The organism is Halobacillus mangrovi (assembly GCF_002097535.1).
GTDB classification, from domain to species: domain Bacteria; phylum Bacillota; class Bacilli; order Bacillales; family Halobacillaceae; genus Halobacillus; species Halobacillus mangrovi_A.
Genome location: NZ_CP020772.1, coordinates 536,223 through 561,770 on the forward strand (window position 1 = coordinate 536,223; position 25,548 = coordinate 561,770).

Here is a 25,548-nt window from a genome sequence, read left to right on the forward strand (position 1 = left end):
GAAAAAGGAGTGTACGCCATGCATACGATGTGGAAAGGATCCATTAGTTTCGGGCTTGTTAACATACCCATAAAGCTCCATGCAGCAACGGAGAACAAAGACATCAAACTCCGCCAGTTGCATGAAGAATGCAAATCTCCCATCCAATATAAAAAGCGTTGTCCCGTATGTGAACGGGAAGTAGAAAACGAGGAAATCGTCAAAGCTTACGAATATGCTAAAAACAAATTCGTCGTCTTAGATGAAGAGGACCTTGAAACATTGAAGAAAGAACAAGAAGACAAAGCAGTAGAAATTCTTGATTTTGTAAAACTCGAGGAAATTGACCCGATCTATTTTGAACGAAGCTATTATATGTCTCCTACCGAAGGCGGTTCTAAAGCCTACGGATTATTAAGACAAGCCCTGAAGGATACGAATAAAATCGGTGTTGCGAAAATCATCATTCGCTCTAAAGAACAGCTGGCGATCATTCGAGTTTACGAAAATACGCTGTTGATGGAAACGATCCATTTTCCTGATGAAGTCCGACAAGTACAGAATGTCGCTAATGTTCCTGAAGAAACAGAATTAAGTAAAAAAGAACTGAGTACTGCTGTGACGTTGATTGATCAGCTTACAGAAGAGTTTGATCCTGAAAAATATAAAGATGAATACCGTTCAGCGCTATTGGATCTGATCGAAGCGAAGAAAAACAACGAGGAAATTACGACAGCAAAAGAGAAGCCGAAGCCGGATAATGTTACCGATCTTATGGAGGCATTGGAAAAATCGCTTGAAAAAACTAAAGGAACGAAGAAAAAGACAACTAAACCGAAAACGCCAGCTAAGAGTAAAACTAAAACAAAGAAGAAAACCTCGTAAAAAAGGCTTTATGACAAGGTTTTGTCGAAGTTTACTCCTGTATTTATCCTCGGGAATGTAGTATAATATATTATAGAAAGACTATGTTCGGAGGGTGTATGGATGGGTGTACGTACAGAAGAACAAGCAGAGCACTTGATGCGGTCCGCTAAAGCTTCGATCGCAGTGGAAGGGCTCCATCTCAATCAAAAGCAAGAGATGTTAGTGAAAAAGTGCTTAACAGGTGCCATTACACATAAAGAATTTATCAAGCGGGCTTTGGAATTGTCTCGTCATGCCTAACTCAAGGTATGGGAGCAGTTCCTCCCGCTATTGTTATGTCGGTACAGATGTGTTTATCAATCATTACGATATTAAAAGCGATAAGCAATTACAGGCGATGGAGACCATTCTATCCACACAGTTTATCAGAACTTCAGGAGAAACCAATAATTGGTGATCTTGACTTAAGGCATCTTCAAAAGATCCATGCCTATCTGTTTGGGGATTTATATCCTTTTGCTGGTGAGATCCGAACAGAAAACATTACGAAAGACGGTTTTTCGTTTGCGCAGGCAAGATTTATTAAGGAAGCTGCCGTTTCCTTGTTTGAGCAGTTGATGAAGGAAGGCTGGGAGCATATGGATCGATCCGATTTACCTTTGAAATTAGCGTATTACATGTCTGAAATTAATGTGCTGCACCCATTCAGAGAAGGGAATGGGCGCAGTCTTCGTGAATTTATTCGCTGCATCAGCCTTGAGGCTGGCTATCATTTAGATTGGTCTGCCGTTCCACACGAAAAAGTGCTTCAAGCGAGCATCGCGTCTGTCCATGACGTTCGAGATTTAGAAGAAGTCATTCATGCTTCTTTAAAACCTTTATCATAACCTCTGGCTTTTTAAGCTAGAGGTTTTATTTTGACTAAAAGAATCAACATTTGGAGGCTGATGATGTTATGTGTAGAAAGTGAATTCAAATGCAGTTCTTTACCTCTTCACACAATCAAACAACGTTTGAAGAATAACTATAAACGACGTAGTGTGTTCCATGCATGTTCCATAAATTGCACGAAAATCACAAGGAGGATCTTATTTTATGTGTGGAATATTCGTCTCAATGGGCGAGATCACGACCAAACAAATGGACGAGGTGTTAGGGTTACTTCATCACCGGGGGCCAGATGAAGGAAAGTCAGTGGTAACCGATCGCGTTCGCTTGGGACACCGTCGTCTTTCTATTATCGGACTTGATGATGGGATCCAGCCGATCCACAATTACAATCAAGATAAATGGATTGTCTGTAATGGAGAGATCTACAATTATGAAGCCATCAAAGCAAACCTTGAGCAAGAAACGAACTTCCTAACAAAGTCAGACAGCGAAGCAGCATTGAAATTAGTTGAAACAAAAGGTTCTAATGCCATCGATCAACTTGATGGGATGTTCGCCTTTTTTATTGCAGATGAAAAAAATGATTCATTTGTCGTAGCCCGTGACACTCTCGGGATTAAACCTCTCTATTACGGTATAGATAAGACTGGGAAATATGTATTCTCTTCCGAGTTGAAGGCATTGGACAACTTTGTAGAAGAAGCCTATGAGTTTCCACACGGACACTATTTCACTCCTGAGGATGGATTTGTGTGCTACCGAAGTATTCAGTCTCCCGAAATGGAGTACAATCAAGATCAATTGGCTCATGTCAACGAAAGCATTCGCGAGACGATGAATCATGCAGTTCAGAAACGGTTAATCGCAGATGTGGAAGTTGGAGTTTTATTGAGTGGAGGACTTGATAGTAGCTTAATTGCTGCGATTGCTAAGAAATTTCACCAGGGAAGAACACCTCTAAAATCTTTCTGTGTCGGTGCAGAAGGCAGTTCTGATGTAATCAATGCGAGAAAAGTAGCAGAAGCATTAGGAACGGAACACTATGAATATATTTATTCAGAAACTGAGTTGATTGAAGCCGTGTCTGAGGTCATCTATCATCTTGAATCCTATGAACCTTCCCTGGTTCGCAGTGCTATTCCAAACTATTTTGTATCAAATTTAGCCTCTGAGCATGTGAAAGTCATTCTTTCAGGTGAGGGAGCTGATGAATTGTTCGCAGGTTATGCCTACATGGAACAATTCCAAGACACATCTTCCTTAAACAAAGAAATCATCCGAGTATTGAACACCCTGCACAATGTTAACCTTCAGCGGGCAGATCGGATGAGTATGGCTCATTCCTTAGAGTTACGAGTTCCTTTTCTGGATCTTGATGTAGTCGAAAATGCACTGCAAATACCTGCAGGGCTTAAGATCCATAAGAAAGATCGGATGGAGAAGTATCTGCTTCGCAAGGCATTTGATGGAGAATTGCCAGATGAAGTTCTTTGGAGGAAAAAAGCTGAATTCTCAGAAGGAAGTGGAGCATTGGATTTGCTGGAAACTCATGCAGAAGAAAGCATCAGTGATGAGGAGTTCAGTGAAATGAAAGAAAAAGCGGCCGTGAAACTTCGTTCTAAACAAGAGGCGTTTTACTATAAAATTTTCAAGACCTATTTTCCGAACGATATAATGCTTCAGAATGTAGGAAAATGGGCAACTGCATAACTAATACCAAAAAAGCCGGTGGATCATCCACCGGCTTTTTCTCTTTAAAGAATAGCACATCATACACTATAATAATAATTAATACTATAAAATATCTGAATTATCTGAACAAAAAACAGGAAAGGAGGATGACTTATTCGTGAGGTGTCCTTTTCATTTAGAGATGTTTGGAAGGCTAAGCAGCGGCTGAATTCAATGGTAGAAGCAACTCCACTCGTTTATTCTGAATCTCTATCCAAAAGCTTGAGTAATGATGTCTACTTAAAGCTTGAACATACACATCCTACAGGATCTTTTAAACTGCGCGGAGCAGCAAACAAGATTCTGTCCTTAACAGACGAGGAAAAAGAAAAGGGAGTGGCAACCTTCTCGACAGGGAACCATGGTATCTCTGTTGCCTACGTAGCGAAGAAATTAACTATTCCTTGTATCGTCTGCATATCAAACCGAGTCCCCCTTGAAAAGGTGAACCGTCTTAAGCGGTTGGATGCTGAAGTAGTCGTCGTGGGAAGCAACCAGGATGATGCAGAGGCTCATTGTTATCAACTAGAAAAGGAGAAAGGCATAAGTGTAGTTAAACCTTTTGATGACAGAGAAGTGATCGCAGGCCAGGGCACAATTGGGCTTGAGATTATGGAACAGCTTCCAGAGGTAAAAGAGGTGATCATTCCATTGTCAGGTGGGGGGTTACTTTCAGGAATAGGCTACACGCTCAAATCGATCGAATCTTCTATCAGAATTACAGGGGTATCAATGGAGAAATCAGCAGTTATGTACGAAAGTTTAAAGAAAGGAACGCCTGTCGTTTTACCCGAAGAAGATACACTGGCAGATAGTTTACTAGGAGGGTTGGGACCAGAAAATCAATACACGTTTTCGATGACTGGCAAGTATATGGATGGAGCAGAACTTGTCTCTGAGGAAGCCATTGGTGAAGGGATCCTTCATATGCTTGAATATCACAAGATGGCAATTGAAGGGGCGGCTGCTTCAGGTATAGGACTCCTATTAGAAAAAGGTAGACGAACCGACAGCCCTGTCGTTCTAATCATCAGTGGCAATAACATAGACCATCAAACAATCGAGCACTTAATGATCAATAAATAGAGAGGTGTAGCGGATGGGCGTGACAGTGGAAGATGTTATGCAGTTGTCTGTTTTTAAGAACGCAAAAGTCCTGACGGAAATCCACGCGATACCTGTAGAGTGGATTTCTGTCATTGAAACACCTGTAGAGAATTTTGTGAGGAATCATGAATTTGTCCTTAGTACGGGAATCGGATGCGGAGAAGATATTGCTGCTTTGGAGCAGTATGTGCATGATGTGATCCGTTCAGAAGCTTCAGCCCTGGCTTTTGCTACGGGCAGACATATATTTAAAGTCCCGGACAGAATTATTCAACTGGCAGAGGATAACGATTTTGTGCTTATAGAAGTTCCATGGGAAGTCCGCTTTGGAGACATTCTCCAAGAAGTCTTCCGATTAATTGCTCTCGAAAAAGAGACAGAGCAGCAGCATGCTGAAGCAGTCAGACAAGAATTGATCAACTGTGTTTTGAATGGAAAAGGACTGCAAGAGATTACGACGATTCTATTTAATAATACGCGCATTCCGATAGCGATCAGTGATCATAATAAGCAAATTCGTGCTAATCAGCAGTTTGATCGTTACTTTATTGACGTTCTCAACGGCAAAAGGGAAGAGGAGTACCAGCTCGTCACACCTTCTGCCTTCAGTGATCATCCTCTCTCCCACTATATAGAAAAATACCAGATCAAGGATGAATCGTGCTATCAGTTAACGATTCTCTCGAACTATAAAAAACAAGGTTATCTTCTTTTTAAACCGGAGGAAGATGAGCAGTTGACCTGGGTTGTGCTCACAATCCTGGAGCATGCTTTGACGGCCTGTGCCCTATATTTTGTTAAGGAAAATGCAATCGAAATGACCGAAATCAGACTGAAGGATAATTTCTTGCTTGATCTAGCTAAAACAAGCATAGAGATTGATAAATCCCTTTTATCAAAAGCTCAGTTGTTAGGATATGATCTTGAAAAATCCTATATATGTCTCGTTGGGGATATCCGTTTTAAGAAGGCGATCGATGATCACATAGCTTCAGACGATCATAGTGTGAAATCTTCTTCCATGCATAGTCGTAATTACTACATTCAAAAGGAGGTCACTCACGCAGGAGATGTATTGAAGCGGGATACGATGACTACTTTTGATGAAGGGGAGGTCATCGTTTATCTTGAGGCCGACGCTGTTACGTATTCAAAAACGGCTAATCAATTCCTTGATTTGGTCGAAAGAAGATTGAATGAATTACTAGCAGGAATTACGATAAGCTGGGGAATTTCTTGCCCTAAAGAAAAAGACTATACGTTCCACCAAAGCTATGAAGAGGCAAAGGCTGCATTAAAAATCGGCCGCCAGCAGCACGAAGATGGTGACAGGACTTTTTTCAGTGATACGAGAATGAACCGACTACTTATGGCCTTGTCCCATGAAAAAGAAATAGAAAACATTGTAGAAGAGACGCTGGAAAAATTGATCGAGTACGACGATAAAAGACAGACAGATTTGATTCATACATTCATTGTCTATAACAAATACAACAGCAACGTCAGCCAAACGGCCCGAGCCTTAAATTTACATCGTCAATCGTTGTTACATCGACTGCGGAATATCGAACAGTTGACTGGCCTTTCCCTATTGGATGCTGATGATCTATTCCTTTTAGAGTTGAGTGTGCGATTATGGATGTTGAAAAAAGTAGAAGAGTGAGCGTTTCAATATGCTGAAGCGCTCTTAAAGGTTTTATTTTGAGTCCGGAATAAACTTTTCTACTTCCCCATTGCTTGCGCCAACTTTAGACAATTGAACAAGCCACTCGTCTGAGTCGATATCAAAAGACAACATTTTTACGGATAAAATATCCTGGGTGGATAGGTCCTTCAGAGCATTGGACAGTGCCTCATAGGCTTCCAAGTCTGCCCCTTCCACTGCACTCATTTCTAAAACAGAGACGTGATCGGCAGCGGCCTGTTCAGGATAAGACTCCTGTATACCACCTTGGGTCCAAACCTCCACTTGCTTACCAACAAAGGAATCAACTGATATTCCTGAAACCCACATGGCTCTAGGATTCCCTTCAGAGTCAGGATCCACCGAGTCAACCACAAGAATACGGTCATCTTCCTGTTCCATTACATAGCCGGTGATGTCCGGAGGAAGATTTTCATCGGAATCGCTCGTGCTGGAAGAATTCTGATTTTCCCCGGTATCAGTGGAGCTGGACATATCTACTGAGCAGCCTGTCAAAGTGAGCAGACATACAACATAAATCATCCACCATGCTTTCAAAGTAATCGCTCCTTTTCAAAAAGTTATCGGCTTTTGTTTACAGGTGACAAAAAATAACAACTCTGTTATGCTGAAATCATCCAAGCGAATACCAATTCAAATTACTACTAGGGGAGCCTGAATGGGCTGAGAAGAGAGCATGAAGCTTTCTGACTCTTATGGACCTGATCTGGTTAATACCAGCGGAGGGAAGTAGTTGGACAATGCGTCTATTTACTATATACCCATTCAAAGTCAGGTCCTCACCAGGATCTGGCTTTTTTTATAGCTTCCCTTTAAGAAGGGAGGTATAAGTATGAACAGAATTAGGTTGCTTACAACGATGGCCGTGTTTGTAGCCATTGGTACGCTTGGTTCGCAACTGTTGTGGTTTCCGGCTGGTATTGCAAAAGCTTACCCCGTTCAGCATGCGGTCAACGTTATGGCTGCTGTTGTTCTAGGGTCCGTCCCTGCAGTGGTCATTGCCTTTACGATTGGGTTATTGCGAGTGCTTTTAGGGTTAGGCACACTGCTCGCTTTTCCTGGAGGAATGATTGGGGCATTTCTGGCAGGGGTGTTTTACAAATTCTTTAGGAAAAAAATTTTTGCTGTAGTCGGTGAAGTCATTGGCACAGGCGTGATTGGAGCTCTATTTGCTGTTCCCTATGCCCGCGTATTAATGGGGAGTCCAGCCGGGGCTTTTGCTTTTCTCCCATCTTTTCTCGTCAGCAGCATTGCTGGTGCGATGATTGGCTGGGTAGTCGTCACACGAGTCAGTCATAAACATTTACTCTTACCATCATAATACACGGAATCTACTAGGGGCGCGAGTGTTCGCTGAGAAAAGGTCATCCTTTGTCCCTCAGAACCTGATCTGGTTAGTACCAGCGGAGGGAAGTAGTTAGTATCCACATCTATCTTCCCCACTAGTAGCTTCCAAATCATTAGGAGGCTTATATCCATGACATTTACAAAGTTATTAAGAGAAGAAAATAATGATATTTTTGAAGAGATTTTTACCCATCCCTTTGTTAAGGGAATTGGTGAAGGTGTTGTTCCATCTGAATCCATAGCCCATTACATTAAAGCAGATTACGAGTACTTGAATGCGTTCATGCACGTGTATGGCATTGCCATGGCCAAGTCTTCGAAGCGTGAAGATATCGAGTTTTTTAATGAGCAAGTCACCTTTGTGCTTCATAGTGAAGTCCATCCACACCATAACTTCTGTGAACACATTGGAATGCGCTATGAAGAATTGCAAGGATATCCGCTTCCTCCGACTGCCGATCACTATATTAAGCATATGATCTATCATGCCAATCAAGGCAGTTTAGGAGAGATCATTGCCGCCTTGCTTCCATGTCCATGGACTTATCTCGAAATTGGAAACACACTTATGAAGCAATATCAGCCAACAGAAAGTCACCCTTTTCACCCTTGGATCAGCTTCTATGCAGATGGAGAAATCGAAACGCTGACCAATCATTTACGTTCCAGATTAGATTCACTTGCTGCTGAAGCTTCTGAATCTGAACAGCAAAAAATGAAGGAAGCTTTTCGGAAGAGCTGTCAATTGGAATGGTTGTTCTGGGAAATGTCGCTGAGTTGTGAAGAGTGGCCGACTGCGGGGGTGACGGCAAAATGAAAAATGTCTCTTGCGCGTTAACGATTGCCGGTACAGATCCAAGTGGTGGAGCAGGTATCCAGGCAGACCTGAAAACCTTTCAAGAGTTAAAAAGCTATGGGATGTCTGTCATCACCTCGGTCGTGGCACAAAATACGACAGGGGTGAAGGGAGTTCACCATCTTCCTGTAGATATGCTCCACGAGCAACTCGAAGCGATTTCTTCGGATATGCCGGTGCATGCATTAAAAACCGGGATGATCGCGACAGAAGAGATGATGGGAATTGTCGCGGAATGGATAGCGAAAATGAATGTTTCCTATGTAATGGATCCTGTGATGGTTACTCAAAGTGGTGACCCATTAATTGAGAAAGACGCAAGGTTATATTTGAAACATCATCTCGTTCCTTTGGCTTCAGTTCTTACACCAAACATTCCTGAAGCTGAAGATCTTTTAGGAGACAAAATTGAAACGAAAGAAGACATGAAGCAGGCGGCAGCATCCATTGTAGAGAAGCTCGGATGCGGAGCAGCTCTAATGAAGGGCGGACATTTTCAGGGAGAAGCTGTGGATTATTTATTCGACGGAGATCGAATTCACACCTTTCAATCAGAACGTATCAAGACAAAAAATACGCATGGGACAGGGTGTACGTATTCTGCTGCGATTACCGCTTATTTAAGCCAAGGTTTTCCGATTGTAAAGGCCGTTGAAATGGCAAAGTATTACGTGACGGAAGCGGTCAGACATTCATTTGATTTAGGACATGGAAGTGGACCAACGAATCATTTTGCTGTGCGTGAGGGGGTAGTTAACAGATGAATCTAGGAATCATAAATGAAGTGCGAAAAACCCAGCCGTTGATTCACAATATCACCAACGCTGTAGTTATGAATTTTAGTGCCAATGGTTTACTTGCTTTCGGAGGTTCCCCAATCATGGCAAATGCCAAAGAAGATGCAGCTGATGTGGCAAGGCTTTCTCAAGGACTTCTGATTAATATAGGAACACTGACAGAGGAACAGCTAGAGGCGATGATACGGGCAGGAAAAGCGGCAAATGAAGCGGATATTCCTGTCGTGCTTGATCCAGTGGGAGTAGCCGCAACGGAATTCAGAACCAGATCCTTTCAATCAATTTTGCTGGAGGTAAGACCAACAGCTATTAAGGGAAATGCTGGTGAGTTAGCTCACCTTGTAGATATTGAAGTAGAAACCAAAGGGGTAGAATCGATCGGCACTGGAAATAATGAGGGAATTGCTCGTAAAGTAGCTGAGAAGTACGCGACAACAGCCGTCCTTACAGGGGAGGTTGATGTAATCTCAGATGGAACAGAGATTAAGACCAATCATACAGGTCATCCGCTGCTTGAAAAAGTAACAGGAGCAGGGTGCCTGCTCGGGTCGGTTCTAGCTGCATCATTGACTGTCTCTGGTACTGTAATGGAAAAATCCCTTGCTGCTGTTGAATATTATGGTTTAGCTGCTGAATATGCAGCCTCTCAGCTGACAGTCAACGGTCCTGGCACCTTTGTGCCGCCTTTTCTCGATGCTTTAGCTATGGATGAGAAAGAATGGGAGCAGAGCACTCGATGAATCTCTCTAGTAAACTTCGAAAATATTTAGTGATGGGCAGCCAAAATTGCAAGAAAGACCCTCTTGTCATTTTAGAAGAAGCCATTGATGGAGGCATTACAGCCTTTCAATATCGTGAAAAAGGACCAGGATCACGGAGTGGAAAAGAGAAATTGGATTTGGGCAGGAAACTACGGGAGAAATGTAAAGAAAACGATATCCTGTTTTTCATCAATGACGACCTCGATCTTGTAGAGCCGCTGGAAGCAGATGGAATTCATATTGGTCAGGATGATGAAGACGCTGAAAAAGTTCGTGCGCTTTTTCCTAAAAAAATCATCGGTTTATCCGTTTCAAATACGGAGGAAGTGACCAACAGTTTTATTGATTCGGTTGATTATTTAGGGGCGGGTCCCATATTTTCTACCAATACAAAAAAGGATGCTAAGCCTATCGTAGGAACAGCCTGGATCACTACTTTACGAAAAGCTTATCCGGATCTGCCTATCGTTGGTATCGGAGGAATAACGACTATGAATGCGAGTGAAGTGATTCGTGCAGGGGCAGACGGTGTAGCCGTAATATCTGACATCACCCATTCAAAAAATATTTCTAGGACTGTAAAGAATTTATAAACGATAAAGGAACCTTCTAAGTAGCGGAAGGTTCCTTTTTATTATTTCATCTCTTCTCAAAACACTTTAAACTTCAACCTTTTTGTCCACACAATTCCCCACTTATCCAAAGAGCTATCCACTATATATAGATATCCACATGTGCATAAGTTTTTTCCGCTGAGCCCGTATTCCTGTAGGACCTATCAGTTTCAATACACAATGTACTAAATGCCAAGCTTAAACTTCATACAATTTTTACATTACATTAAAAACTAACATTGAATACAATGAAATTAATCGTTGTTAAAATATTCAGATAAAAGAGAGCAGGAGGGGATATAATGGTGCTTCCATTTGATATTCTGGAATATCACCATCGCTTGAAACAAACGAAAGAGCGTATGGCGGATAAAGGTATTGAGGTACTGTTGATTACGGATCCCGCAAATATGAATTATCTATCAGGTTACGATGCATGGTCATTTTATGTGCATCAAATGCTCGTCATTATTATTGATGAACCCCAGCCTTTATGGATCGGGCGTTACCAAGATGCGAATGGGGCAAGGGCGACCACGTGGATTTATGATGAGAATGTCATTGCATACCCTGATTATTTTGTTCATTCAGATACGTATCACCCTATGGATTTTATCGGAGAAATTTTGACTCAGATCGGTCAAGGCAATCGGTCGGTTGGGGTTGAGATGGATCATTATTATTTTACAGGTATGGCTCTGGAACGTTTGAAAAAAGGGTTGCCTAACGCAACATTCAAAGACGCTACTTTGCTCGTCAACTATGTAAGGATTGTAAAGTCTGATCAGGAAATTGAATATATGCGTCGTGCTGCCCAAATCGCGGACTTAGCCATGACAAAGGGAGTAGAAAGTATTTACCCGGGCGTTAGAGAATGCGATACAGCTGCAGAAATTTACTATCACATGGTCAAAGGGACACCAGATTATGGTGGTGAATATCCGGCTATTGTACCTTTACTTCCTACAGGTGACCATACTTCTATCCCTCACTTAACATGGACGGACCGTCCTTTCGTAGAAGGAAACGCAGTTATTATTGAGCTGGCCGGCTGTTATAAGCGTTATCATGTTCCGCTTGCTCGAACCGTATCGATCGGCCCTGCCAATGACAAGCTGAAGCAAGTGGCGCCGGTAGTACTCGAAGGAATTCAGAATGTGCTCGATACAGCAAAGCCTGGAGTCACATGTGGAGAACTGGAAGAAGTGTGGCGGAAGAGTATCCTGAAGCATGGGTATGAAAAAGAAGCCCGCTTAGGTTATTCAGTTGGCCTTAACTATCCTCCAGATTGGGGCGAACATACCGCTAGTATTCGAAAAGGTGACCGTACCGTATTAGAACCGAATATGACCTTTCACCTCATCCCTGCTCTTTGGTTTGATACGGACGGAATAGAAATCAGTGAAACTTTCCGGGTGACCGATACAGGAAGTGAACGTTTCACCACGTATCCACAAGAGTTGATCGTGAGAGATCATATGGACCTTAGTGGTCAAATTAGTTAGGGGGTGTCCGTGATTCAACTTTTTCAAAGAGAAGAAATTGAACGCGTTATTCGTTTAGATACAGAGGTCGTAAACGTCATTGAAGACGGTTTTTCTGCCCTCATTACTAAAAACGTCCACATGCCTCCCATCATGCGTGTGGATGTGCCTATCAACAATGGTGAAGTAGATATTAAATCAGCTTATATTGAAGGATACGATAGCTTCGCTGTGAAGCTATCCTCCGGTTTTTTCAACAATCCACAAAAAGGTTTGCCGAGCGCCAATGGCATGATGATCTTGCTCAGTGCTGAGACTGGGGTTCCGAAAGCTGTACTGGCTGACAATGGTCTGCTCACCGACATTCGGACAGCAGCTGCAGGGGCAGTGGCCGCAAAATATTGCAGTCGTAAAGACAGCCGCACCGCTGGAATCATTGGAACTGGGGCTCAAGCAAGATTGCAGCTTCAAGCGTTAACCTTAGTCCGGCCGATCGAACATGTACATGTGTATGGAAGACGGACTGAAAAAGCAGAAGAGTTTAAACAGGATATACAAAAGATGCTGGGTCTTAACGTGAGCGTGTGTAAGAGTCCACAAGAGGTTGTGGAAGAGAGTGACATTGTTGTTACTACAACACCATCGAAAGAACCGATTGTGAAAGCTGAATGGCTTCATCCAGGTCTGCATATCACGGCTATGGGCTCTGATGCGGAGCATAAACAAGAACTGGATTGCGCTGTCATTAACCATGCCGATATTTTTGTGTGTGATGTCATTGAGCAGTCCAAGAGACTGGGTGAACTGAGAAACTGTCCATCTTACACGATTGAAAAAGCAATTGAATTGGGTGAGATTACAAGTGGCAGTCAGCAAGGCCGATTAACAAATGAGCAAGTGACAGTCTGTGATCTATCTGGTACGGGAGTCCAGGATACTGCGATCGCCCGTCATGTATATTCATTACTGGTATCTAAGGAGGAGACGATTCATGAAAGACGCTAAATTCAGTACAAAAACCATTTGGGCCGGAGAGAAAGAACAGTTGGCATTTGGTGCTACACAGGTGCCTGTTGTCCACAGTGTTTCATTTGGCTATGACGATATGGATGAATGGTATGAAGTAGCAGTTGGAAGAAAGCCCGGCCACATCTATGGCCGTAATACAAACCCTACCGTCCAAGCCTTTGAAGAAAAGGTTCGAATTCTTGAAGGTGCAGAGGCTGCGACAAGCTTTTCGACTGGTATGGCAGCCATCTCAAACACATTAGGAACGTTACTGTTTCCTGGCGATCGGGTGGTCTCCATTAAAGATACGTACGGAGGAACAAACAAAATCTTTACAGAGTTTCTCCCTAAGCAGCAAGTCGAAGTGGTGCTAACAGAAACTGGTAATCATGAACTGTTAGAAGAAGAGATTGCAAAAGGATGTAAGGTTTTATATTTGGAAAGTCCAACAAATCCTACAGTGAAGATTACAGATATCAAAAGAATGGCTGAAGCCGGCAGAGCTGTTGGCGCCATCGTCATTGTGGATAACACGTTTGCGACTCCAGTCAATCAGAACCCTCTGGAATTAGGAGCGGACTTAGTTATTCATAGTGCGACCAAGTTCCTTGGCGGACACGCGGATGCTCTCGGAGGAGTTGTTTGTGGGAATAAAGAATTGGTCGAAGCTATCTATCATTACAGGGAAATTAATGGAGCCACGCTCGATCCTATGGCCGCTTATTTACTGCTTCGTGGAATGAAAACATTAAAGCTGCGAATCGATCAGCAAAACAAAAATGCTCAAGAAATAGCCGAATATCTGAAGACTTTTGATTTGGTCGAAGCTGTCTTCTATCCTGGTCTGCCGGATCATCCGCACCATGATATCGCAAAAGCCCAAATGAAAGGATACGGTGGGATGCTTAGCTTCGCGGTCAAAGGCGGAGTGGAAACAGTCAGAGACCTTTTACCAAAACTGAAATTTGCTAATCGTGCGGCAAATCTGGGCTCAGTGGAAACCGTTGTCGGACCTTCTAGAACAACGAGCCACGTCGAATGTACTCCAGAAGAAAGAGCTGCAATGGGAATACCTGAAGGATTAATCCGTTATTCAGCAGGGATTGAAGATATCGACGATCTGAAACAGGATTTAGCTCAAGCCTTTCAGACGATTCAAACCTACGCAAAAAGTTGATGGAGGAATCGTTATGGTTACCAAAAACACGGACTTAGCCTATAGATCCAAACAACTGCATGAAAAGTTAATCCATTGGCGAAGAAATTTTCATAAATATCCCGAGCTTAGTTTTCAAGAAAAGCGAACGAGTGAAGAAATTGAAAAAGCGTTACGTTCAATGGGTGGATATGAAATTGAAAAAGGAGTGGGTGGCTATGGAATCATTGCCACCCTTCATGCTGGTGGGGGCCCGGTGCTCGGACTTAGGGCGGATATGGATGCTTTGCCAATCCACGAACAACCAGACGTGCCTTACCATTCCCGATGCGATGGGGTCATGCATGCGTGCGGGCATGATGCCCATGTGTCTATCTTGCTTGGAACCGCCCACTTGCTGGCGGAGGATGCGGCACGCGGAGCATTAAATGGCACGGTCCAATTGATTTTTCAGCCTGCAGAAGAAAACTGTGATGAGACGGGTGAGACTGGTGCAGTCAAAATGATGAAGACTGGCAAACTCAACAATCTGGACGCTGTTTTAGCACTCCATATGTGCCCATGGAGAAAAAGAGGGGAAATCCAAGTTCACGATGGCCCAAGTATGGCAAATAATGATGATTTTCATTTAACTATTGAAGGCAAAGGAGGGCACGCGGGTTATCCCCAGCACGTGACTGACCCCGTGTGGATCGCCACTTATCTTTTGCAAGCGCTATATAGTCTGAATGGCCGAAAGATCGACCCACTTCAGGTAGGAACGCTGAGTGTAGGACAAATCAACGGGGGTGACGCCAATAACATTATCCCTAATTCTGTTGAAATCAAGGGAACCATGAGGTCTTATACCCCGGAAGTAAGAGAAAAAATGATTGCGGAAATCTCTCAGGCCGCTCAAATCGTCACTTCATTAGGAGGCAACTACAAACTGAACATCCATCGCGGAGAGCCCGCGTTGTACAATCACCCTGACATGAACAAAGTTATAAGAAATTCCGCTTCTCCTATGGCAGTATATGATGAACCGTTCGGCATGGGGAGTGAAGATTTCAGTCATTTTACAGAAAAAATACCCGGAGCTATGTTCTTTTTAGGATGTGGTTTAGAAAGGGAGAGAAGTCTGCACCAGTCGGACTTCGACATTGACGAAGAGGCTATGCAAGACGGTGTAAGAATACTAACTCAATGTGTATATGAGTGGCAGAGGTTAAAAGGAGGAAGAGGATGACGATTAAACTGGCTTTCATTGGTTTTGGCGGGGTAGGTCAGGCATTGGCTGAAATTATTTTAGAGCGTAAAAGAATGCTGGAAGAAGAGCATGGCTTAACTATTTCGGTTGTAGCCGTTGCAGATATGATGAAAGGCTCGATTTATAATCCGGAAGGTCTTGATGTATCGAAATTGTTAACTTGTGTAAGAGAGAGCGGTTCTGTTGAGCATTATCCTGAAGATGCCAAAACGATTAAAGGCTGGACGAACACCGAAACAATCAAAAACTCCAATGCAGATGTCGTTGTCGAAGTTACTTTCACGGATGTAAAGACAGGAGAGCCCGCCATCACTCATTGCCGTACAGCCTTTGAAAACAGGAAAAGTGTGATCACAACGAACAAAGGTCCGGTTGCCCTGGCATTTGAAGAACTTTCGGAGCTAGCAAAAGACAATGGAGTGTTTTTCGGCTTTGAAGGAACGGTGATGAGCGGGACACCTGCTTTAAGGATGCCAAAAACGACACTGCTAGGTAATAAGATTAAGGAAATCAAGGGAATCTTAAATGGAACAACCAATTATATGATCACAGAAATGGAAAAAGGACTTTCTTACGAGGAAGCATTGGAGAAAGCCCAAAAGCTGGGCTACGCTGAAGCTGATCCTACAAGTGATGTAGAGGGTTATGATGCAAGATATAAAACAGCCATTTTATCTAACTATGTGATGGGGGTTCCAATTTCTCACACAGATGTAGAGTGTATAGGAATTTCCGGTTTAACCGTTGAAGATATCCAGTCCGCCTTGGAAGATGATGAAAAATATCGACTTCTTGCCCGGATTACAAGTGAGGGTGGAAGTGTGAAGGCTAGTGTGAAACCTGAAAGAATAGCTATCGACGATCCACTCGCTGGTGTGTCGGGTGCAACGAACGCCATTGTTTATGAATGTGATCTAGCTGGTCCTATCATGCTTACGGGAGCGGGAGCCGGTCTGAAAGAGACAGGGTTTTCTTTATTAATCGATCTCATTCATTATCATCAGCAACTTATAGTAGCCAAAATTTAAGGGGGGCCCATCATGCAGACAAAGGTTAAAACGATGAAGATGTTACTCGGAGGAGAGTGGACGGATGCACAAGATACATTTGAAGTCCGTAATCCGCAAAACAATGAGTTAATCGCCCTTGTTCCCCAGGCATCTAAAGAAGATATGCTCGCTGCTATTGAAAAAGCAGATCAGACTTACGAAAAAATGAAGTCATGGCCGACTCATGAACGAATCAAAGTGCTGAATAATGTGGTGGACTATATGCGTCAGCACAAAGAAGAATTCGCCCAGATCATTGCCTCTGAAGGAAGTAAAACGATAACAGAAGCAAGAGGTGAGGTGAAGCGGGCTACACAAACCATACAAATCAGTGCAGAGGAAGCAAGGCGGATTAATGGAGAAACCATTAACTTTGATCAGAACGAAGGCAGTGAGGATCGAGTCGGCTACTACTACCGTTTTCCTGTCGGAGTCATTGGAGCTATCACACCTTTCAATGATCCGCTTAATTTGGTCGCTCACAAAATTGGTCCTGCAATAGCATCAGGGAATGCTATAGTTTTAAAGCCTGCATCTGTTACACCTTTAAGTGCATTGAAATTGGCAGAAGCTTTTGTAGAAGCTGGTCTACCTGAAGGGTTATTGTCCGTCATACCTGGACCGGGTAAAGAGATCGGGGATACTCTGGTGACTCATTCAGCCATTCAGATGGTTACGTTTACTGGAGGATCTGAAGCGGGAGAGAGGATTACTCAAATCGCAGGAGCAAAAAAGGTCAGCATGGAACTTGGCTCCAACTCTCCTGTTATTGTGTTGAAGGATGCCGATATGGATGATGCGGTTTCTTCCTGTGTTTCGGGAAGCTTTTCTGCCGCAGGTCAAAATTGTATTGGAGTTCAGCGGATCTATGTTGAAAAAGAAATTTATTCAACATTTTTGGACAGTGTTGTTGATCTTTCCAGTCAGCTTAATGTTGGAGACAAAATGGATGAATCAACAGATGTCGGCCCAATGATCAATGAACGGGAAGCCATTAGAGTGGAGAATTGGGTTGAGCAGGCAGTTGAAGAAGGAGCAGTCATTGCCGTCGGTGGTAAGCGAGATGGGGCATATTATTCTCCTACAGTTCTGACGAATGTCCCTTCTCATGCTCGAATATCGCAGGAGGAAATCTTTGGTCCGGTAGTCATAATAGAATCGGTGGATGATTTAAATGAAGCTGTTGAAAAAGCGAATAACGTCAATTATGGACTTCAAGCTGGGGTTTTCACCAATAATATTCAAAAGGCTTTCCATACGATTAAACATATGAACGTTGGGGGCATCATGATTAATGACAGCAGTGACTATCGTATTGATGAAATGCCTTTCGGTGGAACGAAAAATTCGGGGATTGGAAGAGAGGGTGTACGGTACGCTATTGAATCCATGACAGAGCAAAAAGTCGTATGCTTCAAGCTGAAAATGTAATTGTTATTCAGAGCCGCTATCATAGCGGCTCTTTGCTATTGCACAAGGAAATGTTTGTCAGTAAGGCAGACGGGTAAACATCTAATAAAATCAAAGGAGGTTATCTAGTTGGCTCAGTTTTACGTTAACCAAAACCAACAAACAGGTGGAGATCATGAAGTACACAAAGAAGGGTGTAAATTCATGCCATTTGAAAAGAATCTGCTCGCTCTTGGCGGTCATACCGATTGTGCAAGTGCATTAGAAGAGGCTAGTCATACTTACGATCAGGTGAACGGCTGTCAAACGTGCTGTCCTGATTGCCATACAACAGCATAAATAAGTAGCCGCTATGTTGTAACATAGCGGTTTTTTTAGTGAAAAATGGAACGCTCTGATCAGGATAAAAAAATACCTCAGGCAAATAGTAAGAGTGATGAATTCCTGAGGAGGATGAAAGATGAAAAAAGGTTTACTGTTAGTAATCTTTGCTGCTTTCATGGTATTCATGCTTGCAGCTTGTAATACAACGGAAGAAGGGTCCAGAGAAAGACAGCAGAATAATTTGAATGAAGTGAGTTTTGGACCTGAAGATCAAGGAATCCAGCCATATCAAAGACCAAATCAAGAAAGCGTGGTACCCGGACAAAATCGTTTTGATGCTAATATTCCTTATGAAGGCATGAACCCGAACGGTCCTAATGGTCCATTCCAGGGTCCTAATGTTTATGAGGAAGCGGATCGAAATCAGGGTGATGAGAATGCCAACCTTGGTACAAACAGAGAGCGAACTGATCAAGTTGACGGAGCTTTTCGTGAGGAAGTCATTAAGCTGACGAACCAGGCTCGCAAAAAGAATGGTTTAACTCCGTTGAAAACCAGTGCAGATGTTGGAGAAGTAGCCCAGACAAAAGCTGAAGATATGTCGGATAACAATTATTTTTCACATACATCTCCAACTTACGGAACACCTTTTGATATGCTGAAGGAATTTGGAGTCGATTACCGTACGGCTGCAGAAAATATTGCAGCAGGACAGCAGACACCTGATGAAGTGGTCAAAGGCTGGCTTAACAGTCCTGGACACCGCAAAAATATCATGAACAAGAACTTAACGCATATTGGTGTAGGTTTTGCACAAGACGGACAGTATTGGACCCAAATGTTTATTGGCAAAAAATAGTTTGAACATGACGCATGGTACGTCCAGCGTCGTGTTTCTACATATAAGAGCATGGAAGTAGGAGAATGGATATATGGTGCACAAGGTGGTTATTGCATTAACGCTTATCATAACTTCTTTTCAAGTTCATACAAGTTCTGCTGAGGAGTACAAACACCTTGTTGCCTTAGGGGATTCCATTCCATATGGCTATAATTTGGAAGAGGACAACAATAATCCGCAGAAGGATGCTTTTCCTTATATTATAGGTTCGGAAAAGAATGTTGAGGTCACGAATATGAGCATTCCTGGATTGACTTCAAGGGAGCTTCTTTCTGCTGTAAAGTCCAATGATAAATTAAGGAGAACAATTCGAAATGCAGATTATGTGCTTGTCTATATAGGCGGTAACGATTTGCTCAATTTGGTCAAAAAGAATAAGGGGATTGATGGAATTAAAATCGAACAAGTAGCTCCGGTCATCCGTGATTTCATTTATAATATGTATTCGATTATCATTGAAGTCGACAAACTTACAGATGGAAAAGTGCTTGTCTACAACTTGTATAATCCTTACCCCTCAGCAGGAGATAAATTGAATGCTCCTTTGTATTATCTCAATCTGCAATACGCTTCTTTAATAAAATTAATGAATCATTTTACTTCTATCCAGTTGATTGATGTGTACCAATCATTTAAGGGCCATCCAGAATACATCATCAAAGGAGATGTTCATCCTACAAAGGAAGGCCAAAAAGCACTTGCCGAGTTAACCATACCTCATATTCAATGATGGTCTGCCTCTGTGCAGGCTTTTTCATTCCTGTATAATGGAATCAACTTGATTTGTAAAAGGAGACTGAAGAATGATGGTTCGTTTTGGAATTATTGGTACGAATACAATTACAGAAAAGTTTCTTCAAGCAGCTCGTCAGCATCCTGACTTTGAATTCACAGCAGTTTACTCAAGAACAGAAGAGCGAGCAGAAGAATTTGCTGAAAAACATGGAGCGGCTCATACGTTTACTTCTGTACAGGAATTAGCAAAGAGTGATGTGCTGGACGCTGTGTATATTGCCAGTCCTAATTCTTTTCATGCAGAGCAGGCGATTGTATGTATGGAACATAAAAAACACGTCTTATGTGAAAAACCAATGGCGTCCAATCAAAAAGAAGTCGCTTCGATGATCAACACAGCGAGAACCGAAGGAGTTCTCCTGATGGAAGCTGTTAAATCAACACTCTTACCTGGGTTTAGGAGTCTTCATGACAACCTACATAAGATTGGGCAAGTCCGGCGTTTTGTAGGGAACTTCTGCAAATATTCATCCCGCTATGACGCATACAAAGAAGGCACGGTATTAAATGCGTTCAACCCTAAATTTTCAAATGGGTCATTAATGGATCTAGGTGTCTACGGCATCTATCCAATGGTTGTCTTATTCGGTGAGCCTAAGACGGTTCATGCTAATGCGGTTATGCTGGAATCGGGAGTTGACGGGGAAGGAAGCCTAATAGCGGAATATGAGGGAATGGAAGCGGTCATTATGCACTCGAAAATCCAACATTCCTATGCACCCAGTGAAATTCAAGGGGAGAAAGGATCCATAATCATTCCTGATATCTCTGAACCAGAAGGAATTGAAATTTATTATAAAGACGGTACAAATGAGTCTTTAACACCTGAAGATGTGTATGACCCAATGTTTTATGAAGTCCAGGAATTTATTAGTCTCATTAAAAACCAACAAAGTCAATCACTTGTAAATTCCCATGAAAATTCGTTGGTAGCAGCAAAAGTGATGGAAGAGGTACGTAGAAAAATCGGACTTGTATTTCCAGGGGATTTGTAATTCCAAAAAAGTACACCCAATGGGGGGCAATTAAAAAGGCTTCGTATTATTACGAAGCCTTTTTAATATACACCAGGGGAATGGTCTATCCTAACTCATTTTCTTTTTCGTCATGTTTCGTATTAATCATTTCAGCCATTTCGCTTTTTGATGCAGACATCCGTTTATGAGCCATTCCCCACTCATTCATGGACTCTAAAAATGAGGCCGTGGTTTTGCCGTAAGGAGTGATGCAATATTCTACTCTTGGAGGCATGGTTTCAAAGTCTACGCGTTCCACAAGTCCGTCTTCAATCAACTTCCTTAATTCGCGTGAAAGGATACGTGACGAAATACTCCCATCAAGGGATCGGCGCAACTCATTAAATCTCAGTCGGTCTTTGTGGAGGAGCTGCCACAAAATAGCTCCTTTCCACTTGCCGCAAACAACCTCAAGAGTAATATCAATCCCATTCTCCATTTTGCTCACACGAGTCACCTCATCTTATCTTATTTTTTTTGTTGCATTCTTTTCCATGGCTTTCTGATATCCTTCCATAATTCCCTGAGCATAGACCCTGTTTAATACAGTCATGGTCTGAGGTATCACTTGATCCTCTTGGGAATCGGATATTTGATTCAGCAAATCAACGAGTTCTAGCAGTTCTTCCGTGACGGGGAAAATAGGCTTTATACTATCCCTCACTGTATCACCTTCCATTCGGTTCGGAAATACTACTAGTATAATTCTATTGTCTTTTTCTTGAATTCTCAAGTACTTACAGGTTTGTAACTTGTACACAATAAGATTAAAAATCTATAGCCCCTGAAAGATGTTAGTCCGTGATTTTGGCTGTATTAGTCGACATTTACCCTGCTTAAGTACTAGTGTACAAACATTGTACTTATATAACTAAAGTTCAATGTATTTGTACAAGGGGAGATAAGCGTCCTTAGTTCTATCCTACTCTTATATCCTGTATAATGAGAGGAACTTTCATACTTGCGGAGGATATTTTTATGCAAAAGATCATCGCATACTCAATGAATTACAAAACTTCGGCCGGTATCGCACTATGTTTGATGCTTATCGAACTCATTGTAGAATTGGTTCAACCTTTGATTATGGCCAAAATCATTGACGGCGGAATTTTAGTGGAAGATTATTCAACCGTTGCTCTGTGGGGAAGTGTCCTTATCGGCTTGTCCCTGTTAGCTTTTACCGCTGGGATAACGAATTCCTTCTTTGCTGCACATTTCAGCCAAGGTGTAGGCTATGACTTAAGAAGAGATTTATTCGCTAAAGTACAGAAGTTCACGCATGAAAATTTCCAGCAGTTCTCGACTCCGGGGTTGATTACAAAAATAACGAACGACGTGACTCAAATACAGAGTCTCTTATTTATGTTCGTCCGTATTGCTCTCAGGGCACCCCTCTTTATTATTTTTGGTCTGATGATGGCTTTTACCATCAATGTTCAACTAACATTCATTCTTGTTATTGCTGTCCCTGCTTTTTTAGGATTTCTTTTCTGGGTGTTAAAAATAGGTGTGCGCTTATTCAAGCGTGTCCAGCTTAAAATTGATAGGTTGAATACCGTCATACGTGAAAATTTGACAGGGATTCGCCTAATAAAGGGATTTAATAGGGAAGAATATGAGAGTGATCGTTTTTTACATGTGAATAAGCAATTGATGGGCGTTAATAAGCGCGCGCTTTGGCTGATGGAAGTAGCAATGCCTGTCGTTATGCTTGGGATGAATGCATCTATTCTCCTTATCCTATGGCTGGGAGCCGACAAGCTCAGTTTAGGAAACATCCAAGCAGGTGAACTTGTAGCCCTAATTAATTATGCGACAAGGATTATGTTTACGTTTGGTCTTTTTACTTTTCTAATTATGATTTTTTCCCGAGGGAATGCATCAGCAGAGCGAATCAGTGAAGTTCTTGATGTAGAGGCGCCTTCCTACTTAGAAGACAGCGAAAAAATCCAGCAAGAGTTAAAAGGAGAGGTTCGATTTGAACGAGTGTCCTTTTTTCATTCCGATCATCCAGTTCTTCACAATGTATCCTTTCATGCTCAACCAGGACAAACCATTGGGCTGCTAGGGGAGACGGGAGCAGGAAAAACATCCTTACTTCATCTTATACCCCGGTTATACGAAAAACATTCCGGTGAAATCTATTTAGATGATAATCCTATCGAAGTTTTTGATACAAAAAGCTTAAGAAAGCAGATTAGTCTTGTTCCTCAGGACGTTCACCTTTTTTCTGGAAGCGTACGTTCGAATATAGCATGGGGAAAAGAAAACGCTAAAATGAGTGAAGTTGTTGAAGCGGCTAAGCAAGCGCAGATTCATTCATTTATTAAAACCTTGCCTGACGGGTATGATACTGTGCTTGGGCAAAAGGGGGTCACTTTCTCCGGGGGACAAAAACAACGATTATCTATAGCCCGAGCGCTTGTAAGAAAGCCTAAAATATTAATATTAGATGACAGCACCAGCGCTCTGGATGCTTATACAGAAATGAAGCTCTTAAATAGTTTAAAAACCCAACAGTGTACCGTGTTTATTGTCGCCCAAAAAATCAGTTCGTTGAAAGAAGCGAATCAGATCTTGCTTCTCCACCAAGGCAAATTGATTGCTCAAGGGTCCCATGAAGAGCTGTTAAATGAAAGTCCATACTATCGAGAGGTCTTTCAATCTCAGCGAGAGGATGTGATGTAATGGCACGACAGCCCCGCCACATGGGAATAGGGACACCCCCTCCGAAAGTTGAAAATATAAGAGCTACCCTGAATAGAATTTGGAGCTATATGGCACCGGAGAAGAAACGTTTCTCTATGGTCATTGGATTGATCATCATAAGTTCTCTCTTGTCATTACTCGGTCCTTTTTTACTTGGAAAAACCGTGGATATCGTCATTGCTGAGTCAGAGACCAACACACTGATAGTTATGATTTTCCTATTGTTAGCGATCTATTTTTTCCACTCTCTAACGTTGTGGCTGCAAAATTATTGGATGATTGGTATTGCCCAGACGACAGTGTATGAAATGAGAAATCACCTGTTTTCCCATTTGCAGCGGCTTCCGATTTTATTTTTCCAAAAAAGGCAGCAAGGGGATCTCATGAGTCGATTGACCAATGATATGGAAGACGTAAGCCGTACACTAAACACAGCTGTTGTCCAGTTCGTAACGAGTGTGTTGACGATAACGGGTACGATCGGAGTGATGATTTGGCTTAGTCCTCTTCTCACTTTATTGACTTTGACGATCGTTCCAGTTATGTATTTTGGGATGAAATGGATAACGAAGCGAACAGGCACTTATTTTAAAGAACAGCAAAAACATTTAGGTGAACTGAACGGTTACGTGGAAGAGATGTTTACAGGACAGCCAATCATCACAATGTTTTCTAGAGAAGAGCGAGTAATTCAAGATTTTGAGGAAAAAAATGAAGCTTTAAGACAATCGGGGTATTGGGCACAAGTGTACACAGGTTTCATTCCTAAACTAATGAATATGCTCAATAATGTAAGCTTTGCCATCATCGTAGGCGGGGGCGGGTTGTTAGCCCTTAACGGTTATGTATCCATTGGGATCATTGTTACGTTTACCACCTATTCCCGTCAGTTCACACGACCACTGAATGATTTAGCTAACCAGTTTAATATGATACTTTCCGCTGTAGCTGGAGCAGATCGTGTATTTCATATCATTGACGAATCAGAAGAAAATGACACTGGAGAAGTATCAACCATTAAAGGCAACATTGAGTTCCGGGATGTTTCCTTTTCTTATGATGGCAGCGAGCAGACGTTAGCTCATATAAACTTTCATGCCGAAGCAGGAGAAACGATTGCACTAGTCGGACCCACAGGGGCAGGGAAAACGACGATCGTCTCTCTGTTGTCTCGTTTTTACGATCCCGATCAAGGTAGAATTCTCGTAGATGGAAAAGACATTCATTCCATCACCCGTGATAGCTTAAGGAGTCAAATGGGAGTCGTCCTTCAGGATGCCACGATGTTTAATAAAACCATTCGTGAAAACATTCGCTATGGAAGAATAGAAGCAACAGATGAAGAGGTTGAAAAAGCGGCAAGAGCTTCTCATGCGCACGATTTTATTATAAAATTACCAAACGGTTATGACACGATTCTCGACCCAGATGGAAAAGGGGTCAGTCACGGCCAAAGACAGTTGCTTTCCATTGCCCGTGCAATGATTGCCAATCCATCGTTATTAATATTAGACGAAGCGACTAGCAGTATCGATACTGTCACCGAAATGAAGATCAATGATGCGTTGAAGAAATTGATGAAAGGGAGAACAAGTTTTGTTATTGCTCACAGACTGAATACCATCCGTTCTGCTGATCAGATATTAGTATTACGAAAGGGACGAATTATTGAAAAAGGCACCCATTATGAGCTGATTGAAGAAAAAGGATTCTACGCAGATTTAGTAAAGACACAACAGACAGAGAAGAACGTAATGCTATAGAAGGATGAGATTTGTTTCACCTCTACCCT

General features: G+C 42.3%; 26 protein-coding genes and 2 riboswitches. Of the genes, 23 read left to right on the top strand and 3 right to left on the bottom strand.

The genetic code is table 11. From position 1 onward, the window contains the following. The first annotated feature begins 18 nt into the window (after positions 1-18). The 6 genes from ku (at position 19) to HM131_RS02795 (ending at position 6,238) form a co-directional block, all read left to right on the top strand. A complete protein-coding gene (gene ku / locus HM131_RS02770; RefSeq protein WP_085027715.1) occupies positions 19-864 on the top strand; it encodes a non-homologous end joining protein Ku in 846 nt (281 codons plus the stop codon). 102 nt (positions 865-966) lie between these two features. Next, positions 967-1,146 (top strand): hypothetical protein, encoded by a 180-nt coding sequence (locus HM131_RS02775; RefSeq protein WP_085027718.1) that lies wholly within the window; start codon positions 967-969, stop codon positions 1,144-1,146. 47 nt (positions 1,147-1,193) lie between these two features. Continuing rightward, the gene (locus HM131_RS02780; RefSeq protein ID WP_232324857.1) at positions 1,194-1,733 is read left to right on the top strand and encodes a Fic/DOC family protein; all 540 of its coding nucleotides are present in this window, start codon (positions 1,194-1,196) and stop codon (positions 1,731-1,733) included. Positions 1,734-1,941: 208 nt separating this feature from the next. Continuing rightward, entirely contained in the window at positions 1,942-3,447 is a 1,506-nt protein-coding gene (gene asnB, locus HM131_RS02785) for an asparagine synthase B (RefSeq protein ID WP_085027721.1), read from the top strand. A gap of 144 nt (positions 3,448-3,591) precedes the next feature. Then, positions 3,592-4,554: a pyridoxal-phosphate dependent enzyme gene (locus HM131_RS02790; protein WP_232324858.1), complete on the top strand. Its 963-nt coding sequence runs from the start codon at positions 3,592-3,594 to the stop codon at positions 4,552-4,554. Positions 4,555-4,567: 13 nt separating this feature from the next. After that, complete coding sequence (locus HM131_RS02795; RefSeq protein WP_085027723.1) at positions 4,568-6,238, top strand: PucR family transcriptional regulator; 1,671 nt, start codon at positions 4,568-4,570, stop codon at positions 6,236-6,238. 33 nt (positions 6,239-6,271) lie between these two features. Here HM131_RS02795 and HM131_RS02800 read toward each other — a convergent pair whose 3' ends face one another. Then, positions 6,272-6,817, bottom strand: coding sequence for a DUF3221 domain-containing protein (locus HM131_RS02800; RefSeq protein WP_085027725.1), 546 nt, complete (start codon positions 6,815-6,817; stop codon positions 6,272-6,274). A gap of 99 nt (positions 6,818-6,916) precedes the next feature. Then, positions 6,917-7,025, top strand: a riboswitch (TPP riboswitch). Positions 7,026-7,112: 87 nt separating this feature from the next. On the opposite strand from HM131_RS02800, the gene thiW reads away from it, so the two are divergent. From thiW to HM131_RS02875, 15 genes are all read left to right on the top strand, one after another. Continuing rightward, positions 7,113-7,601 (top strand): energy coupling factor transporter S component ThiW, encoded by a 489-nt coding sequence (gene thiW / locus HM131_RS02805; RefSeq protein WP_085027727.1) that lies wholly within the window; start codon positions 7,113-7,115, stop codon positions 7,599-7,601. Positions 7,602-7,606: 5 nt separating this feature from the next. Continuing rightward, positions 7,607-7,709: riboswitch (TPP riboswitch) on the top strand. Between the two features lie 48 nt (positions 7,710-7,757). Continuing rightward, positions 7,758-8,444: a thiaminase II gene (gene tenA / locus HM131_RS02810; RefSeq protein ID WP_085027729.1), complete on the top strand. Its 687-nt coding sequence runs from the start codon at positions 7,758-7,760 to the stop codon at positions 8,442-8,444. Further along, on the top strand, positions 8,441-9,247 hold the full coding sequence (gene thiD / locus HM131_RS02815; protein WP_085027730.1) for a bifunctional hydroxymethylpyrimidine kinase/phosphomethylpyrimidine kinase: 807 nt from the start codon (positions 8,441-8,443) through the stop codon (positions 9,245-9,247). Before tenA ends, thiD begins: the two co-directional genes overlap by 4 nt. Further along, on the top strand, positions 9,244-10,020 hold the full coding sequence (gene thiM / locus HM131_RS02820) for a hydroxyethylthiazole kinase (protein WP_085027733.1): 777 nt from the start codon (positions 9,244-9,246) through the stop codon (positions 10,018-10,020). Before thiD ends, thiM begins: the two co-directional genes overlap by 4 nt. Beyond that, positions 9,999-10,634: a thiamine phosphate synthase gene (gene thiE / locus HM131_RS02825; RefSeq protein ID WP_232324859.1), complete on the top strand. Its 636-nt coding sequence runs from the start codon at positions 9,999-10,001 to the stop codon at positions 10,632-10,634. The genes thiM and thiE overlap by 22 nt, the downstream gene beginning before the upstream one ends. A 323-nt stretch (positions 10,635-10,957) precedes the next feature. Then, the gene (locus HM131_RS02830; RefSeq protein WP_085027735.1) at positions 10,958-12,160 is read left to right on the top strand and encodes a M24 family metallopeptidase; all 1,203 of its coding nucleotides are present in this window, start codon (positions 10,958-10,960) and stop codon (positions 12,158-12,160) included. A gap of 9 nt (positions 12,161-12,169) precedes the next feature. Then, the gene (locus tag HM131_RS02835; RefSeq protein ID WP_232324860.1) at positions 12,170-13,144 is read left to right on the top strand and encodes a cyclodeaminase; all 975 of its coding nucleotides are present in this window, start codon (positions 12,170-12,172) and stop codon (positions 13,142-13,144) included. Further along, the gene (locus tag HM131_RS02840; RefSeq protein ID WP_085027738.1) at positions 13,131-14,324 is read left to right on the top strand and encodes a cystathionine gamma-synthase family protein; all 1,194 of its coding nucleotides are present in this window, start codon (positions 13,131-13,133) and stop codon (positions 14,322-14,324) included. The genes HM131_RS02835 and HM131_RS02840 overlap by 14 nt, the downstream gene beginning before the upstream one ends. Before the next feature lie 13 nt (positions 14,325-14,337). Next, complete coding sequence (locus HM131_RS02845) at positions 14,338-15,531, top strand: M20 metallopeptidase family protein (RefSeq protein ID WP_085027740.1); 1,194 nt, start codon at positions 14,338-14,340, stop codon at positions 15,529-15,531. Continuing rightward, positions 15,528-16,580, top strand: coding sequence for a homoserine dehydrogenase (locus HM131_RS02850; RefSeq protein WP_085027742.1), 1,053 nt, complete (start codon positions 15,528-15,530; stop codon positions 16,578-16,580). Before HM131_RS02845 ends, HM131_RS02850 begins: the two co-directional genes overlap by 4 nt. A 12-nt stretch (positions 16,581-16,592) precedes the next feature. Then, positions 16,593-18,032 (top strand): aldehyde dehydrogenase family protein, encoded by a 1,440-nt coding sequence (locus HM131_RS02855; protein ID WP_085027744.1) that lies wholly within the window; start codon positions 16,593-16,595, stop codon positions 18,030-18,032. Between the two features lie 108 nt (positions 18,033-18,140). Further along, positions 18,141-18,350: a hypothetical protein gene (locus HM131_RS02860; RefSeq protein ID WP_085027745.1), complete on the top strand. Its 210-nt coding sequence runs from the start codon at positions 18,141-18,143 to the stop codon at positions 18,348-18,350. Between the two features lie 121 nt (positions 18,351-18,471). Beyond that, positions 18,472-19,194: a CAP domain-containing protein gene (locus HM131_RS02865; RefSeq protein WP_085027747.1), complete on the top strand. Its 723-nt coding sequence runs from the start codon at positions 18,472-18,474 to the stop codon at positions 19,192-19,194. Between the two features lie 73 nt (positions 19,195-19,267). Then, a complete protein-coding gene (locus HM131_RS02870; RefSeq protein ID WP_085027749.1) occupies positions 19,268-19,966 on the top strand; it encodes a GDSL-type esterase/lipase family protein in 699 nt (232 codons plus the stop codon). A gap of 76 nt (positions 19,967-20,042) precedes the next feature. Further along, positions 20,043-21,026 (top strand): Gfo/Idh/MocA family protein, encoded by a 984-nt coding sequence (locus HM131_RS02875; RefSeq protein ID WP_085031763.1) that lies wholly within the window; start codon positions 20,043-20,045, stop codon positions 21,024-21,026. An 85-nt stretch (positions 21,027-21,111) separates the two neighbouring features. Here the strand turns inward: HM131_RS02875 and HM131_RS02880 are convergent, their stop codons facing one another. Then, the gene (locus HM131_RS02880) at positions 21,112-21,486 is read right to left on the bottom strand and encodes a winged helix-turn-helix transcriptional regulator (RefSeq protein ID WP_232324921.1); all 375 of its coding nucleotides are present in this window, start codon (positions 21,484-21,486) and stop codon (positions 21,112-21,114) included. A 24-nt stretch (positions 21,487-21,510) separates the two neighbouring features. After that, on the bottom strand, positions 21,511-21,711 hold the full coding sequence (locus tag HM131_RS02885; RefSeq protein ID WP_232324861.1) for a hypothetical protein: 201 nt from the start codon (positions 21,709-21,711) through the stop codon (positions 21,511-21,513). Positions 21,712-22,025: 314 nt separating this feature from the next. Between HM131_RS02885 and HM131_RS02890 the strand changes: the two genes are divergently transcribed. Both HM131_RS02890 and HM131_RS02895 read left to right on the top strand, forming a co-directional pair. Further along, the gene (locus tag HM131_RS02890) at positions 22,026-23,735 is read left to right on the top strand and encodes an ABC transporter ATP-binding protein (RefSeq protein ID WP_085027753.1); all 1,710 of its coding nucleotides are present in this window, start codon (positions 22,026-22,028) and stop codon (positions 23,733-23,735) included. Beyond that, entirely contained in the window at positions 23,735-25,519 is a 1,785-nt protein-coding gene (locus HM131_RS02895; protein WP_085027755.1) for an ABC transporter ATP-binding protein, read from the top strand. Before HM131_RS02890 ends, HM131_RS02895 begins: the two co-directional genes overlap by 1 nt. Positions 25,520-25,548 lie beyond the last annotated feature (29 nt).